Source organism: Pseudomonas sp. GP01-A4 (assembly GCF_058780865.1).
Genome location: NZ_JBYSWF010000105.1, coordinates 1 through 16,132 on the forward strand (window position 1 = coordinate 1; position 16,132 = coordinate 16,132).

Annotated in this window: 13 protein-coding genes; 1 reads left to right on the forward strand and 12 read right to left on the reverse strand. The window is 62.3% G+C overall.

The genetic code is table 11. The features are described from left to right. Positions 1 to 192 precede the first annotated feature (192 nt). Positions 193 to 1,302 (reverse strand): DSD1 family PLP-dependent enzyme, encoded by a 1,110-nt coding sequence (locus AC3WKX_RS32360; RefSeq protein WP_102604898.1) that lies wholly within the window; start codon positions 1,300 to 1,302, stop codon positions 193 to 195. A 57-nt stretch (positions 1,303 to 1,359) separates the two neighbouring features. Between AC3WKX_RS32360 and AC3WKX_RS32365 the strand changes: the two genes are divergently transcribed. Continuing rightward, positions 1,360 to 1,986: a helix-turn-helix transcriptional regulator gene (locus tag AC3WKX_RS32365; protein WP_003212543.1), complete on the forward strand. Its 627-nt coding sequence runs from the start codon at positions 1,360 to 1,362 to the stop codon at positions 1,984 to 1,986. Between the two features lies 1 nt (position 1,987). Here the strand turns inward: AC3WKX_RS32365 and AC3WKX_RS32370 are convergent, their stop codons facing one another. The 11 genes from AC3WKX_RS32370 to AC3WKX_RS32420 form a co-directional block, all read right to left on the reverse strand. Further along, positions 1,988 to 2,365 (reverse strand): RidA family protein, encoded by a 378-nt coding sequence (locus AC3WKX_RS32370; RefSeq protein ID WP_008430534.1) that lies wholly within the window; start codon positions 2,363 to 2,365, stop codon positions 1,988 to 1,990. 12 nt (positions 2,366 to 2,377) lie between these two features. Next, positions 2,378 to 3,625 (reverse strand): dicarboxylate/amino acid:cation symporter, encoded by a 1,248-nt coding sequence (locus tag AC3WKX_RS32375; protein WP_102604897.1) that lies wholly within the window; start codon positions 3,623 to 3,625, stop codon positions 2,378 to 2,380. Between the two features lie 122 nt (positions 3,626 to 3,747). Continuing rightward, positions 3,748 to 4,707: a threo-3-hydroxy-L-aspartate ammonia-lyase gene (locus AC3WKX_RS32380; RefSeq protein WP_003212540.1), complete on the reverse strand. Its 960-nt coding sequence runs from the start codon at positions 4,705 to 4,707 to the stop codon at positions 3,748 to 3,750. Between the two features lie 105 nt (positions 4,708 to 4,812). Further along, positions 4,813 to 5,601: an ABC transporter ATP-binding protein gene (locus AC3WKX_RS32385; RefSeq protein ID WP_102604924.1), complete on the reverse strand. Its 789-nt coding sequence runs from the start codon at positions 5,599 to 5,601 to the stop codon at positions 4,813 to 4,815. 11 nt (positions 5,602 to 5,612) lie between these two features. Further along, positions 5,613 to 6,371, reverse strand: coding sequence for an ABC transporter permease (locus tag AC3WKX_RS32390; RefSeq protein ID WP_003212538.1), 759 nt, complete (start codon positions 6,369 to 6,371; stop codon positions 5,613 to 5,615). Positions 6,372 to 6,380: 9 nt separating this feature from the next. Next, positions 6,381 to 7,142 carry an ABC transporter permease gene (locus AC3WKX_RS32395; RefSeq protein ID WP_008430524.1) on the reverse strand — a complete coding sequence of 254 codons (762 nt, stop codon included), beginning with the start codon at positions 7,140 to 7,142 and terminating at the stop codon, positions 6,381 to 6,383. 259 nt (positions 7,143 to 7,401) lie between these two features. Next, positions 7,402 to 9,864: a TonB-dependent receptor plug domain-containing protein gene (locus AC3WKX_RS32400; RefSeq protein WP_003212536.1), complete on the reverse strand. Its 2,463-nt coding sequence runs from the start codon at positions 9,862 to 9,864 to the stop codon at positions 7,402 to 7,404. A 199-nt stretch (positions 9,865 to 10,063) separates the two neighbouring features. Beyond that, the gene (locus AC3WKX_RS32405) at positions 10,064 to 12,328 is read right to left on the reverse strand and encodes a TonB-dependent receptor (protein WP_102604896.1); all 2,265 of its coding nucleotides are present in this window, start codon (positions 12,326 to 12,328) and stop codon (positions 10,064 to 10,066) included. A 330-nt stretch (positions 12,329 to 12,658) separates the two neighbouring features. Continuing rightward, positions 12,659 to 13,717 carry an aliphatic sulfonate ABC transporter substrate-binding protein gene (locus AC3WKX_RS32410; protein ID WP_003212534.1) on the reverse strand — a complete coding sequence of 353 codons (1,059 nt, stop codon included), beginning with the start codon at positions 13,715 to 13,717 and terminating at the stop codon, positions 12,659 to 12,661. 126 nt (positions 13,718 to 13,843) lie between these two features. Then, positions 13,844 to 14,893: an ABC transporter substrate-binding protein gene (locus tag AC3WKX_RS32415; protein WP_003212533.1), complete on the reverse strand. Its 1,050-nt coding sequence runs from the start codon at positions 14,891 to 14,893 to the stop codon at positions 13,844 to 13,846. Between the two features lie 20 nt (positions 14,894 to 14,913). After that, positions 14,914 to 16,065: an LLM class flavin-dependent oxidoreductase gene (locus tag AC3WKX_RS32420; protein WP_102606528.1), complete on the reverse strand. Its 1,152-nt coding sequence runs from the start codon at positions 16,063 to 16,065 to the stop codon at positions 14,914 to 14,916. Between the last annotated feature and the right edge of the window lie 67 nt (positions 16,066 to 16,132).

Sequence of the window (16,132 nt, forward strand, 5' to 3'; positions counted from 1 at the left end):
CTTGCCGGCGATGCAGACACCTCGGTGCATCAGGTACACCCAGTTGATGCCATCGCCGGCAAGCCAGCTCCTACAGAGGACCGTGCCCGCTTTAGCTTCTGATTTGGCTTTTAACACTCAAGCCGGCTTTCAGGCCGCTGTAAGAGCGGAACCAATATCGGCCATCACCCAAATAACGGATATGCCCCCGATCTACCACCCCCGCAACCGCTCCCAAACCTGCACCTCACCATTCTCCAGCAGCGCGCCATAGCTGCCGAACTGCGCCCCCGTAGCACACGCATGGTTAGGCAAAACCCTCAGCCGCGTCCCCAGCGGAAACCGCTCAACCACATCCACCGCCACCCCGTCGAACCAAGCCACCCCATGCTCCTGATTCGCGCTGCCCACCAGCAACCCCTCAATCACCTCGCCACCCTCGGTACACACCTGCCCATAACCAAAATCCCGCTTCTGCGACTGCGTCCCACGATCCCGACTCATCGCCATCCACCCCGCGTCGGTAATGATCCAGCCCTTTTCCACCTGATGCCCGATCACCGTAGTCAGCACACTCAACGCCAGCTCATCAATGCGGCACACCCCAACGTTATGCATCACCAAATCAAAAAACGCATAAACCCCAGCCCGCAGCTCAGTCACACCCTCCAGGCTCACCGCCGACAGCGCCGTGGGCGTCGAACCCACACTCACCTGCAAGCAAGGCAACCCCGCCCCCCGAATCACCTCGGCCGCTGCAACACAGCGCGCCCGTTCCTGCTCGGCAATCGCCCGCAACGCCTCAGGCGTATCCAGCCCGTAACTTTCCCCGGCATGAGTCAACACCCCGGCAAGCATCCCGCCGCCATACAGCAGCCTGGCGATCTCCAGCAACAGCGGATCCTGAGGCTTCACCCCGGACCGGTGCCCATCACAGTCAATCTCAATCAGCACCGCAAAAACCTCACCCTGCAGCGCACCAAACTCGACAATCGCCCGGGCCCCGGCAAGGCTGTCGGTGATCAGCGTCAGCGCACACCCCTGAAGACGCAACGCCAACGCCTGAGGCAATTTATGCGGCGCCATCGCCACCGCATACAGAACGTCCCGAATGCCGAGGTCGAAAAAATACTCGGCCTCCTTCAACGTCGAAACCGTAATCCCCGTGGCCCCGGCAGCGATTTGCGCCGCCACCACCTCGGCACATTTATGGGTCTTCACATGGGGCCGCAAGCTCACACCCAAGTCATCGGCACGCTGCTGCATACGCAGGATATTGCGCTGCATCCGGCTCACATCCAGCAAAGCTGTCGGGGTTTCCATCGTGCACACTCCAAAAGGTAAATTGACGGTCTATCCAGTACTGGATATGTTGTCTGAATGAAAAAACACACTCCCGAACAAGCGGCCTTGATCAGCCAGCTCGAACAGATTGCCGAAGGCCTGAGCAAGACCTTCAGCCCGTTTTGCGAGGTCGTGCTGCACGACCTGCGCGACCCGCAGCACGCAATCATGGCCATCCACAACAACCTCTCCGGGCGCCAGCCGGGTGACCCGGCCACCGAGCTGGGCCTGGCACGGATTGCCGATCCCGAGTACCCGCAGGTGATCGCCAACTACCAGAACCAGTTCGCCGACGGGCGTCAGGTCAAGAGCACTTCCATCGGCATCAAGGACTCCACCGGCAAGTACGTGGCGGCCTTGTGCATGAACGTCGACCTCTCGTTGTTCCGTGGCTTGCAGGGCATGCTGGAACAGTTCGGCTCGGTCAGCGGCGATCGGCCCGCCGAGTCTCTCGACCCGTCCGGTGCGGACGCCATTCGTGCGCGCATCGACCAGTTCGCCGCACGCCTGGCGACCACCCCACGAGCCCTCAAGGCCGCCGACCGGCGCCTGCTGATGCAAGAGCTGAAAGAAGCCGGCGTGATGGACATCCGGCGTGCCATGGAAACGGTTGCCTCACACCTTGGGGTCTCGCGGGCGGCGGTCTACACCTACGCCAAATGACCTATGCCGAGCGCGCCACGGCTTCGATTTCAATCAGATAGCCGTGGTGCAGTTCCGGCACCGGCACCACCGCGCGGGCCGGGCGGTGATCCCCCAGCGCAGCGGCGTACAAGCCATCAAATTCAGGCCAGTGTTTTACCCCCACCACGTACACCGTGACTTTCACCAGGTCTGCGGGTGAGCCGCCTGCGGCCTTCAAAATCGCCAACAGATTGTCCAGGGCCACTTGAGCCTGTTCGGCAAACGAAGCCTCGAGGTTATGACGCCCGTCAGGGCTCACCGGCAATTGACCGGAGATGTACAGCGTGCCCTGGTGGCTTACGGCCTGGGAGTAGTGACCGGCAGGCTGGGAGGCAGTGGCTGTGTGGTGAATCTTCATGATCGGCAGTTCTCAAGCAAGGGAGGGAAGGGGAGCAGGTTGTTCATCGGTGGCACCGTGGCCAATCACCGCCGTGGCCACGCCGCAGCCGAACACGTTGGTGGCGGTACGGCCCATGTCGAGGATCGGGTCCACGGCGAGGATCAGCAGCAAACCGGCTTCCGGCAGGCCGACCATCGGCAGGCCCGCCGCGAGCACCACCAGTGAGCCGCGCGCCACGCCGGCGGTGCCTTTGCTGATGACGAGCAAGGTCAGCAGGATCATTACTTGATGGCCGAAGCTCATCTCGATGCCATAGGCCTGGGCGATGAACATCACGATAAACGCCTGGTACATCATCGAACCGTCGAGGTTGAACGAGTAACCCAGGGGCAGCACAAAACTGTTGATGCGCTTGGGCGAGCCGAAGCTGTCCAGGGCTGCGATGGTCTTGGGGTAGGCCGCCTCGCTGCTGGCGGTGGAGAACGCCAGCAAAACCGGGCTGCGCAGCAACTGCAACAGCTGTTTGAAACGGGCGCCCAGCGCCAGGTAACCCACGCCGCTGATCACCAGCCACAGCACCGCCAGGCCCAGGTAGAACTGCGCGATCAACTTGCCAAAGCTGACCACCATCCCCAGCCCGTACAGGCTGATGGTGGCGGCAATTGCGGCAAACACCGCCAGCGGCGCGATCACCATCACGTATTCGGTGATGCGGAACATCACCTGGGTCAGTTCTTCCAGCACGTGCAGGATCGGCGACCTGGCGCTGCCCTTGACGAACGCCAGCGCTGCGCCGAAGAACAACGAAAACACCACGATTTGCAGCACCTCATTGTTGCCCATGGCCTCGACGATGCTGCGGGGGAATACATGGGACAAAAAACCCGACAGGTTGAAGCTGGCGGTGTTCAAACCGCTGTTGCCGTTGGCCGCCACACTCAGGTTGAGCCCCGCGCCTGGCTGAAACAGATTGGCCAATGTCAAACCGATCAGCAGCGATACCACGGACGCAATCAAAAACCAGGTCATCGCCTTCAACCCGACACGGCCGATGGAACCGCTGTCGGCCATGCTCGCCACGCCACTGATCAACGTCGCCAGCACCAGCGGCGCGATGACCATCTTGATCAGGCGCAAAAACACGTCGGTGACCATGCTGAAGTAAGCCGCGATGGTCTTGGCGGTGTCGGTGTCCAGTTGGGCATGCAGCACGGCCCCCACCAGCACGCCAAGGATGATCGCAATCACAATGGCCCGGGCCAGGTAACGATTTTTCATAAGCACCTCTTGTTGTTAACGCTCAGGGAACACCCGGGCATTTTTTATAGGCGGCAGAAATTGCAGGCAGCAGGAAGCCATGTGGCAAGCACGCTCGCCACAGTATTTTCTTGTTGGAGGTTTTAGCCCTTTAGCAGGCTCGCGTACTTCTCGATATCGACGTTGCCACCGGTCACGATGATGCCCACGCGCTGGCCCCGGAACTGCTGCTTGAGGTTGCGCAAGGCCGCAAGGCCGAGGCAACCGGTGGGCTCCACGACCATCTTCATGCGTTGCATGAAGAACCTCATCGACTCCACTAACTCGGCGTCCGAGACCGTAAGGATGTCATTCACGTTCTCGCGGATGATCGGGAAGGTGTGATTGCCAAGGTGCTGCGTCTGGGCGCCGTCTGCGATGGTCGCGGGCGTGTCGATGTGCACGATGCTGCCGGTCTGGAAGGAGCGCTGGCCGTCATTCCCGGCTTCGGGCTCGACCCCGTACAGCAGGCAATCAGGTGACAAGGCACGGGTGGCCAATGCCGTACCGGAGAGCATGCCGCCACCGCCCAGGCCGACAAACAAGGCATCCAGTGGGCCGGTGAATTCCAGCAGCTCCTTGGCGGCAGTGCCCTGGCCGGCCAGCACGTCCGGGTGGTCGTAGGAGGGGATCAACGTCATGCCGTGCTGCTCGGCCAGGGTGCGGCCGATCTGCTCGCGGTCTTCGGTGATACGGTCGTAGAACACCACGGTCGCGCCGTATTCCCGGGTGGCGGCGACCTTGGCAGCCGGGGCGTCGGTGGGCATTACGATGGTGGCCGGCATCTGCAACAGACGGGCGGCCAGTGCGATGCCTTGGGCGTGATTGCCCGAGGAAAACGCCACTACACCGGCCTTGCGCTGCGCCTCGTCAAACCGGGAAAGCGCATTGAACGCACCGCGAAACTTGAATGAACCGGTGCGTTGCAGGTTTTCGCATTTGATGAACACCTGGGCGCCGGTCTCGGCATCGAGGGTGCGCGAGGTGAACACCGGCGTGCGGTTGGCGAAGCCTTCCAGGCGTTCGGCGGCTTTGATCACGTCATGGTACGAAGACAGTTGCATGGAAAGGACCTCTGAAAATGAACCGGGCACGAGCGCATTGCATTTGCTGTCTGGATAAAATATCCATAACTATACAAAATGTAAAGATCGGCATGCCCACTGTCTTCAGTGCCCGATCAGCTCTTCCAGCAACCGGTCCTTGTAGCCCTGCAAGACCGGCGAACTGCGCTCCCTCGGATGTGGCAAGTCCACCCGGATTTCATGCTTGATCCGCCCCGGGTGGGCGTCCATCACGATCACCCGGTCACCCAGGTACAGCGCCTCTTCGATGTCATGCGTGACCATGATCACCGTGCAGCGCTGTTGCACCCAGATCCGTTGCAGCTCCCGCTGCAGGTGCACACGGGTCAGGGCGTCGAGGGCGCCCAGTGGTTCATCGAGCAACAGTACCTTGGGTTTATTGATCAGTGCCCGGGCGATTGCAGCACGTTGCGCCATGCCGCCGGAGAGCTGGTGCGGGTAGGCGTTTTCAAAGCCGGTGAGGTTGACCAGAGCGATATGTTCGGCCACTTGCCGATCCTTTTCGGACTGGGGCAGGTTGTGGTTTTTCAGGGCCAGGGCGATGTTCTGGCTGACGGTCATCCACGGGAACAGGCGGTGATCCTGGAACACAATGCCGCGCTCCAGGCTGGTCGCGGCGATGCGCTGGCCGTCCAGCAGGATATCGCCTTCGTACTCGGCCTCCAGCCCGACAATCAGGCGCAGCAAGGTGGATTTGCCGCAGCCGCTGGCGCCGACGATGCTGACAAACTCCCCTGGCCGCACGTCGAGGTTGATGTTGTGCAACACCGGCAGCGGCTTGCCTTCGATCCGATAGGCCTTGTTCAGGCCGCGAATCTGCAGGGCGCCGGTCTGCACGGCGGTGTGGAGGGCGTGGTGGGCGATTGCGTTCATGTTCATGGCCTTCAACGAATATTGCGCCAGCGCAGCACGTGGCGGCTGAGGCGGGTAAACAGCAGGTTCATCAGGTAGCCCAGCAGGCCGATGCACAGCACGCTGAGCACGATCACTTCCATGCGCGATCCAGCCTCGGCATTCATCATCAGGTTGCCCAGGCCGGCGCCGGAGGACAGGAACAGCTCACTGCCGATCGCCGTTACCCAGGCGAAGGCGAGGGCATGCAACACGCCGGTGGCGATGCTCGGCAACGCCGCCGGCAACAGCACGTGCACGAACTGCTGCACCGGGCTGAGCACCAGCACCTGGCCGACTTCACGATAACGCTGCTCCACATGGCTGAAGCCCTGGTAGGTGTTGAGCACCATCGGGTAGAACGCCGCGAGGCTGACGATCAGCACCTTGGAGAGCTCGCCGTTGCCGAACCACATGGCAATCAACGGGATCCAGCCCAGCATCGGCACCTGGCGAATCGAATGGAACAGCGGGCCGATCAAACGGTTGGCCACACTCGACAGCGCCATCAGCACCCCCAGCACCACGCCGAACAGGATGCCCAGGGCCAGGCCGCCACTGGTGCGGGCCAGGCTGGCCAGCAGGTTGACCAGCAACTCGCCGTTACCGAGCATTTCCAGCAACGCCGAGCCGATCGCCGACAGCGGCACAAAGGCGTAGGCGCCGGCCGCGTCCTGGCGCGAGGCGTATTCCCAGGCGAGGATCAACAGCAGCGGCAGCAACAGGCCGCGGGATTTTTTCAAGAGGGTCATGCCGGGCTCCTAGCGGGTCTGCCAGCGAAACAGCCGCTGTTCCAGTGAACGAAAGCCAAAGTCGAGGGCAAAACCAATCAGCCCGGTGACCACCACACCCACCATCACCACGTCGATGCGCAGCATCTGCCGGGCCATCTCGATCATCTGCCCCAGGCCGCTGTCGGCCGCCAGCAGTTCGGTGGCCACCAGCACCACCCAGGCGCGGGTCAGGCTGATACGAAAACCGGTGATGATCGGCGGCGCGGCAGCGGGCAGGGCGATGCGCCAGACGAAGGTCGGCCAGCGCAGGCGGTACACGTCGGCCACTTCGAAGTAGCTGCGGGGAATGCCCTTGACGCCTTCGCTGGCGGCCAGGGCCACCGGGAAAAATGCGGTCTTGGCGACGATGATGATCTTGAAGGTTTCATCAATGCCGAACAGCAGCACGAACATCGGGATCAGCGCGATGCTGGGGATCTGGCGCAAGGTGTGGAACAGCGGGGCGCAATACACCTCGACGTTCTTTGACAGGGCCATCAGCACCCCGAAGGCCAGGCCGCACAGCGAGCCGATGCCAAAGCCCAGACCGAGCCGGGACAGGCTGTTGCCCAGGTGTTCAGCGAGTTCGCCGCTGGCGAGCAGTTCTTCAAAGGTTTGCAGGACCTGGGCCGGCGGTACCAGCAGGTTGCGCGGGAAGATCCCGAGGTGCGCCACCAGCGTCCAGGTGGCGAGCAGGGCCAGCGGCGAGATGAGCCAGGTCAGGGCAGTGAGCAATCGGTAAGGGCGCATGGCGGGTCTTATTTCAGCGAAGTACCCGGGGGCTATCGCAAGACATGTGCCAGTGAACACAACAGGGGAGAACAATGAAGGCCAAATGTGGGAGCTGGCTTGCCTGCGATGACGGTGGCCAGTAAACATTGAGGCTGGCTGATCCACCGTCATCGCAGGCAAGCCAGCTCCCACAATGGATGGGTGTACATCCGAATGCCCGAATGATGCCTGGCCAACAATGGGGTGCTGCTGCAGCAACACCCCATCAGCAATTACCTCAGAAGTCGTAGCTCACACTGGTGTAGTAGAACGCACCCTGGGCGCCTTCAGGACTGGTGATCGAGTAGATCGGCACACCGTACAACTGCGCGCCGGAAGCCTTGTCCGGGTGAGTGTTGAACAGGTTCGTCGCACCGGCTGAAAGCTTGATCCCCTTGCCAAGGTTGTAGGACACGTCCAGGTCGGTGACCCATTGCGGGCTGAAGGTCTGGTCGAGGTTCGGGTTGGCGGCGTTGAGGCTTTTCCATTCGCCATAACGGCGCTGGGCCACGGTGACTCCCCACTTTTCATAGGCCCAGTTGGCGCTGAGGGTCAGCTTGTAGTCCGGGGTGCCGTGCTCGATCAGGCCTTGGGTGGTGCGGCCGATGATCTGGTTGCCCGCGATGTTGCCGACGTTGCGCAGGTCGGTGATTTGCGTGCGATTACGCGCATAGCCGGCGTTGAAGTTCACCCGGCCCCATTGCTGCAGGTCGAGTTTGTAGTTGCCGGTCAGTTCGATACCGTCGGTGCGGGTGTCGGCGATGTTGGTGTAGAACGCCGCGCTCTGGATATTGGCGTAAGGCGTCCCGGCGAAGATCGGCGAGACCACCGAGGCCGGCAATTGGTCGGAAAGGGTAATGCGGTTGTTGATGTTGATGCGGTAGGCATCCACCGTCACCGATGCGTTGTCCAGCGGTTGCCAGACCAGGCCCAGCGAGTAGTTGGTCGACTCCTCGGGCTTGAGCTGTGTGCCGCCCAGGGCCTGGGCTTCCGGGCTGTTGGCGCGCAAGGTGCGCTGCTGCACCTCGACGTAGTTGCCGCTGCCCGGCGGCTGTTCCACCACCTGCACACTGAACGACGACATGCCGCTCTGCGCCAGGGACGGTGCGCGATAGCCGGTGCTGGCGCTGGCCCGTGCGGCGATCTGCGGGGTGAAGTCGTAGCGCAGCGACAGCTTGCCGTTGGTGGTGTCGCCAAAGTCCGAATAGTGCTCGGTACGCACTGCGACACCGGCCTGGAACTTCTCGGTGACCTGGCCTTCGACATCCAGATACGCGCCCAGCACCTTGCGTTGCAGCGAGTCGGCATCCACCGGGGTGATACCCGAGTAATACCCGGTGAGCCGGCGTCCGGTCACCGGGTCAACGGTGTTGAACAGCGGGCCGTTCTGCGAGGCGGCCGGCGCGCCTGCGCTCAACTGGTAATTTTCCTGGCGCCAGGCCAGGCCTGCGGAGACGGTCAGCGGCTTGAACAGCAAGTCGGTGGGGAAGTCCCGCACCCAATCCAGGGTCACGTTGGTCTGGTCGTTCTTGCGCTCGCCGGTGTAGATCGTCGCCGGGCTGTTGGTGCCCCAACTGGGGTTGATCGCGTTGTAGTCGGTGGACTTGACGATGTTGGTGCCGTGGTTAAGCGCCAGGTCGAACTTGCCCAGTTGCTCGTTTTCGTACCGCAGGCCACCGGTGGCGGCATAGTCTTCCAGGGTGTAGCGCGTGATCGGCAAACGGCCGTCCGGATAACGCTGCAAGGAAACGCTGCCGTAGTTGTTGTACAGCGCGGTGGGCGGGTCAAAAAAACCGGTGGAGTCGGTGTTCTTGTGGGAATAGGTGGCGAACCCGTAGGCGGTCAATCCTTCGCCCACACCCATCTCGCCGTTGGCCAGGAAGTTGTACTGGTCGGAGACACTGTTGGAGCCCCAGTTCCAGGTGCGATAGCGGTTGTTCTGCTCGCGCGGCGTGTTCACGCTGGTGTCGCCGCGATAAAAGATTCGGTTGTCCGGGTTGGTGTCGCTGGCCGGGTCCTGGCTGCCGGCATCGAAACTCAAAGTCAGGAAACCGTCATTCGGCAGTTCGAAGCCTTTCCAGCCGCTGTACTTGCGCTGCATGCCATCGCCCTTGTTGTAGCCACCGAAACGGTAGCCGACGTTGCCGCCGTCGTCCTTTTGCTTGAGCACGATGTTGATCACCCCGGCAATCGCATCGGAGCCGTATTGAGCGGCGGCGCCGTCACGCAGGATCTCCACGTGGTCGATCGCGCTCAACGGGATCAGGCTCAAGTCCACCGCTGCCGCGCCACGACCGTTGGCCAGGCTCTGGCGGGTGATGTTGGCGCTGGTGTGGCGGCGCTTGCCATCCACCAATACCAGCACCTGGTCGGAAGCCAGGCCGCGCAGCGAGGCGCCCTGGGCGATGGAACCGGCAAATGCACCCTGGGGCGACTGCGGGAAGCTGAAGGACGGCGACAGTGCGGTCAGTGCGCCGGACAGGTCGGCAGCGCCGGTTTGCTGCAATTGCTCGCCGCTCAGCACATCTACCGGTGCGGCGCTTTGCAGGGCGGTGACGTCGCTGCGGCGGGTGCCGAGTACCACCACGGTGTCGAGCTTGTCGGTCTTGGCAGTGGGCTGCGCATCGGCGGCTACAGCAGGCACGGCAAGGCTGCCCATGACCAGCGCGATGGCGCCGGCCAACGGAGTACGTTGGAACATAGAAAGGTCCTTTCGAAGCGTGTTGACGATGGCGGCCGGGCGCTATGGCTCAAACAAAGAAGGTCAACTGTGGGAGCGGGCTTGCCTGCGATGATGGCGGCACAGCCACATAATGGTTGGCTGACCCACCGCTATCGCAGGCAAGCCAGCTCCCACATTTGATCTCCGGCGTTTGGTGAATAGTGTCCGGCGGCTGAAGTTAGAAGCGGCTGGTCACGCTCAGCCCCACGGTGCGTGGGTCGCCGTAAGTGATCACGTACTGCCCCAGCCCGCCGTTCGGCCGGCCATGCACCTGATAGCGGCGGTCGGTGAGGTTGTTCACAAACCCGGTGACGCTGAGTTTTTCGTCGGCGCTGTACCAGGTCAGGCGGCTGTTGGCCAAGGTGTAGTGCGGCTGGCTCAAGTCCTTGTCGGCGCTGCTCTGGCGGTCGGCGAGGAAGTATTCCTTGTCGCGAAAACTCACGTCGGCACCGGCCACCAGCTTGCCGCCGATTTCCAGCGGGATGGTGTAGTCGCCACCCAGCGACACCACGTTGCGCGGCGAGCGCACGAAGCTGTTGCCGCTGTAGTCACCCGTGACCGCACCGGTGTTGGGGTTGGTGTTTTTGAAGTCGGTGTATTCGGTATCCAGGAACGAAATCGCCGCCCGCAGGTGCAGGTAGTCGGTGGGTTGGCCTTCCAGTTCCAGCTCGGCGCCCTTGACCTTGCCCTTGGCGCCGTTGGTCAGCGCGGTGGTCAGTACGCCGTTGTTGACGGTCAGCAGGTTGACCTGAATGTCCGAGTAGTCGTAGTAGAAGATGTTCGCGTTGGCCGTCAGGCGATGGTTGAACCACTCGGACTTCACGCCGAATTCGTAGGCATCGAGTTGTTCCGGGTCCACCGTGGTCAGCTGCGACAGGCTGGTGGACAGCCCGGTGTTGAAGCCGCCCGAGCGGAAGCCGTGGGCATAGCGGAAGAACACCCGCACGTTGTCGTTGATCCGGTATTCCGGGGTCAGGTCATAGGTCCAGGCTTCCCAGGTCTTGTCTTCCTGGCGGTTGCCGTTGGTACCGACGCCGCCCAGGGGAATCAGCGGGCCATTGGCGGTGGCGCGCGTCAACTGAGTGAGGTTGAGGTCGATGTCTTTCTTTTCCTGGGTCCAGCGCAGGCCACCGGTCACGCTGAAGTTGTCGGTGAGGTCGTAGGTCAGGTTGCCGAACAGCGCGTAGCTGTCGGTGGTGTGGTTGTAATTGAGGTCGCGAAAGTCCGTCGCGCCGTTGACCTGGTTCGAGCCGGTGCCATTGGGTGTCGGGCCCGGGGCGATAAAGCGTCCGGCGCTGCTGTCCAGGTCTTCATGGAAATAGTGCGCGCCGGCCAACCAGCGCAGGGTTTCCTGCTGGGGCGAGGCCAGGCGGATTTCCTGGGAGTACTGGGTGTATTTGTTGTCGGCGGTAGAGGTGCCGTTGACCTCGTAGGGCGTGTAGTCGGCATCGCCACTGGACTGGCCGCGGATGTAGTCGTAGGCGCTGATGGACGTGAGGATGTAGTCGCCCAGGTGCCAGTTGAGGGTCAGCGAAGTACCGTCATGGTTGAGCTTGGAGTCGTCGTCCACGTTCAGCGCAATATTGCGCCCGGCGGGGCGGGTGTAGCCCACGTTGTAGTAGCGGCCGAGGGTCAGCGCACCGTTGGCGCCGTCGCCCTTGAACTCGCGGCTGTGGATCTTCCACAGCGCGTCCAGGTCCGGGTTGAGCTGGGCGAAGAATTGCAGGCGCACGGCCTTTTTGTTGACGTCGCCGTAGGTGTGATCGTCGATCAGGTTTTTCTGGAAACCGTCGCGTTCCTCGGAGTACAGCGAGATCCGCGCCGCGAGTTTTTCCGGAACCAGGGTGCCGCCGATGGCGCCATTGACGATGCGTTCGTTCTTGCTGCCAAAACCGATCGTGCCATAGCCGTCGGTGTCGAAGGTCGGTTTCTTCGAGATGATATTCACCGCGCCGGCCGTGGTGTTCTTGCCATACAGCGTGCCTTGGGGGCCGCGCAGGATCTCGATGCGTTCGAGGTCAAACAGCGGGCCGCCACCGGCAATCGGTGCGTTCAGGTACACGTCATCGGCGTAGATGCCCACCGGGTACACAGTGGCCGCGCCGGTGTCGCCGGTGCCCAGGCCACGGATGTACCAGCGCGGGCGCCCGTCGCCGTCGGGGTTTTTCGCCGAGGCGTTGGGAATGAAGGTGGTGATATCGCCCATCGACCGCACGCCGTCGGCAATGATGCTGGTGCCTTGTACCGCCGACACCGCGACCGGAACCTCTTGCAGGGTTTCTTCCCGGTGTTGTGCGGTGACGGTCACGGTCTTCAGCGACGGTTCGGTTTTGCCGGCGTCGTTTTCGGCAGCGTCGGCGGCCAATAGAGGTTCGCTGGCGGTGCCGCCTGCCAGCAGTAAAGCGAGCCATAGGCCCTTGGTGATTGGATTAAGTGTGTGCATGAAATCTCCCCCGGAAAAGTTTCCTTGAAGGGGCTAGAGCAGAGATCGTGCCAAGCAGATTTCAGGGTCGATACATGTTTGTAAGTTATTGATATATAACGATTAAAAAATTAAGGAAAAGGGCGTTTTCGAACCATTGGAAGCGCAGCCGAAGGCCGCTTGAAAAGCCTGTCGAAGATTCAGCAGAAGTTGCTTGGAGGGTGCTGCTGGAGCAGCAGGGGAGGTGTTGCCGTAGCAGCTGTCGAGCCCCGGCGAGGCTGCGTAAACGGTGTATCTGACACACCGCAAACGCAGCCTCGCCGGGGCTCGACAGCTGCTACGTGGGGGAGGTCAAACAGCCACGCGGGAGGTGGAGCCGATGACCTTTTCCAGCACGCTGAAATCAATCCAGTCGCGCACATCGAAGCGCCGTGGAATGAAGTTCCAGCGATGCAGGAAATCGGTGAAATCCTGCAAGGCTTCGATGGAGCGCGAATCGAGCGTGGTACGCAGCCGACGATGGGCATCTTCGCCGTAGGCCGCGGTTACCCAGTACTCGCTGGTGTTGAGTTCCTGTGCCAGGAAGCGCCGGGTCTCGTCCGGATTGGCCCAGGCCCATTGCTCGGTGCGCAGCACGGTGTCGACGATTTTCACGCTGGCGTCGAAGTGCTCCTGCAGCAGGTTGATGTCCACCGTGAGGGTGCGTGGCGTGCCGTTGTTGGAGCGGATCAGCGGGTCCGGGTGCGAACCGGTGTCCACCACCACATGCAGGCCGAACTCGTTGGCCAGGTGCACGGCGTGGGCACCCTTGAGGAAGATCGCGTCGATATCACCGCGCAGCAGGCCGATCAGTTCGTTGTTGCGCCGGCTGAAGCGGCTCACCCCAAGGCTCGCCGGGGAGCCGTAGACGTATTGCACCTGGTTGTCGCTGTAGGTGCCGCCGTAGGGGTAGTCCACCAGCTCTACGTCCGAGACTTCCAGGCCTTCGAGCTTGAGGGCGTTTTCCAGGCCGCGCAGGGCCTGGGCACGGGTGAAGTCGATCTGCACGTTGGCCCATTTCGGCAGGCCGAAGCGCCGGTTTTTCAAGTCGCGCACGCTGCGCACACCGCTCTCGGCGGTGGTCAGGATCAACTGCACCTCATCGCTCCACGATAGCCCCAGCACCCGGGTTTCCACGCCACTGGCGTAGGCCCAGATCGCCGGGATATTACCGCCGTGGCGCACCGAGTTTTTCAGGTGATGGTCGTAATGCGCCTCGCGAACTTCCCGTTCCGTGGACTCGCGCAACGACTGGATATTGGTGCCAAAAGGCAGGAACGCCTCGGCCAGGCGACCGGACTGCACAGCAATGCCAAGGCCGGTGGGAACCGGGCTGTGGGTGTACCAGAGAGTATCGAGTGGTTTGCTCATAAGGGTCTTCGTTCAAATCCATGAAATAGGAAACCTTTGCAGGAGCCCGGCTTGCCGGCGATGAGGCCCGAAAGGTCAATACCCCATTGAAGGCCGTCATCGCCGGCAAGCCGGTTCCTACAGGGGTTAGCCTGCCAGCGCGGTTTTGCCGTTCAAGAGTGCTTCCAGCGGCCGTGCATCAATCCATTCACGCACGTCGAAGCTTTTCGGGATAAAGCGCCAGCGGTGCAGGAAATGCGTGAAGTCCTGCAGCGCGGCAATTGCCTGTTCATCAAGTTCGGTGCGCAGGCGCAAGTGGGCGTCGTTGCCGTAGGCGGCGGTGACCCAATACTCACTGCTGTTGGTTTCCTGGGCCAGGTAGCGCCGGGTTTCCTCCGAGTGGGTGTGGGCCCATTGCTCGGCGCGCAGGACCGAGTCAAGAATGCCGGTGGCTACGTCGAAGTGGTTTTCCAGCAGGTTCAGGTCTACCGCCAGGGTGCGCGGCGTGCCGTTGTTGCTGCGGATCAGCGGGTCCGGGTGCGAGCCGGTGTCGATCACCGTGTGCAGGCCGAAATCATGAGCCTGTTGGGCGGCGTGGGCGCCCTTGAGGAAGATCGCATCGACTTCACCGCGCAGCAGGCCGATCAGCTCCAGGTTGCGTTCGCTGACTTTTTGCGTGACTGGCGTACCGGCGATATTGCGCACCGGGGTATCGCTGAAGGTGCCGCCGTAGCGGAAGTTCTTCAGCTTCACGTCGCCGACTTTCAGGCCTTCCAGTGACAACGCGTTTTCCAGCCCGCGCAGGGCCTGGGCGCGGGTGAAGTCGATCTGTGCGCCGGCCCAGTCCGGCAGGCCGAAAGTACGGCCCTTGAGGTCCTTGACGGTTTTGATGCCGCTGTCCTGGCGGGTCAGGATCAGTTGCACTTCATCTGCCCACGACAACCCGATCACTCGGGTTTCCCGGCCTTGGGCGCGGGCCCAGATCGCCGGGATATTGCCGCCATGGCGTACCGAATTGCGCAGGGTGTGATCGAAGTGCGATTCGCGCACCGCCTTGTCATCGGACTCGCGCAGCGACTGCACCTCGGTGCCCAGGGCACCGACGGTGTCTTGCAGCCAGCCTTTTTGCACTGCAATGCCCAGGCCGGTGGGCACGGGGCAGCGGGTGTACCAGAGCGTATCGAGAGGTTGGGTCATCAGGAGTTCTCCCACAGCGTTCAGGCGCTGGCTTTCAAAGGTTGGATCGCCGGGCGTTGGTGCACAAGCGGCAGGACTTCCTGGCCAATGCGCAACGCTTCTTCCAGGTGTGGATTGCCGGCGAGGATGAAGGTCGAGAAGCCGGCGTCGCGGTATTCCACCAGGCGCTCGGCGATGTTCTGGTGGCTGCCGACCAGGCCCACGGTCGGACCCGGTTTGGCTTTGGCGAAACCGGCCCACAGGTTGGGACCGATGATCAGGTCATCGAAGCGGTCGACGTTCTGGTGGTACGCGGTCTGGCGTGCGCCGCCGACCGAGTCCGAGCCGCTGGTAAAGCCCTTGGCGACCTGGCTGCTCTTGCCTTCGAGCTTGTCGAACTGGCGACGCAGGTCTTTCCAGGCTTGCTCCTCGGTCTCCCGGGCGAACAGGTCTACCCGCAGGCCGAAGCGCACGGTGCGGCCTTGTTTGTCGGCCAGTTCGCGCACGCGCTCGATGTGTGGCTTGAGCTTGTCGAGGGGTTCGGCCCAGTTCAGGTACACGTCGGCGTGTTTGGCGGCGACGTCGAGGGCGGCGTCGGAGAAACCGGAGAAGTACACGCCGGGCTTGCGTTCGTGGTGCAGGCCGTGGGGCAGGGCGCCGTTTTCCAGTTGGTAGATATCACCGTTGTAGGAGAATTTTTCGTGCTCCCAGAGGCCCTGGATGATGTCGAGGAATTCGCCGGTGCGCTTGTAGCGCAGGTCGTGTTCGAGGAAGTCACCGTTGGCGCGCTGGCTGGCGGGGTTGCCGCCGGTGATGATGTTCCACTCCAAGCGGCCACGGCTGAGGTTTTGCAGGATCGCAGCTTGTTGGGCGGCGTAGGCGGGCAGGGTCCAGGTGGCCTGGAAGGCGATCAGGAATTTGATGCGCCGGGTTTCTCGGGCCAGGGCGGCGGCGACGATCCATGGTTCGGGGCCGGTGGGCAGCAGGGCGCCTTCGAAGCCGGCGAGTTCGGCGGCTTTGGCGACCTGAGCGATGTAGTCGATGTAGGTGAAGTCGTCGGGTTGGCCGTTGGGCAGGCGGCCTGGTGCGATGTTGCCGGGGCGGTAGGTGGGGTTGCCGCGGTTGTGTTTGTCGGTGGTGAGTTGGGGGCCGTCGGTGCCCAGCGGCAGGCGCCAGAAGAATTCAGTGGTCATGGGTGCTCCGGTTCAGTCGTATTGGGTGCGGGGACCTTTGGGGATTGGGACTGCAACGGGCATGCCA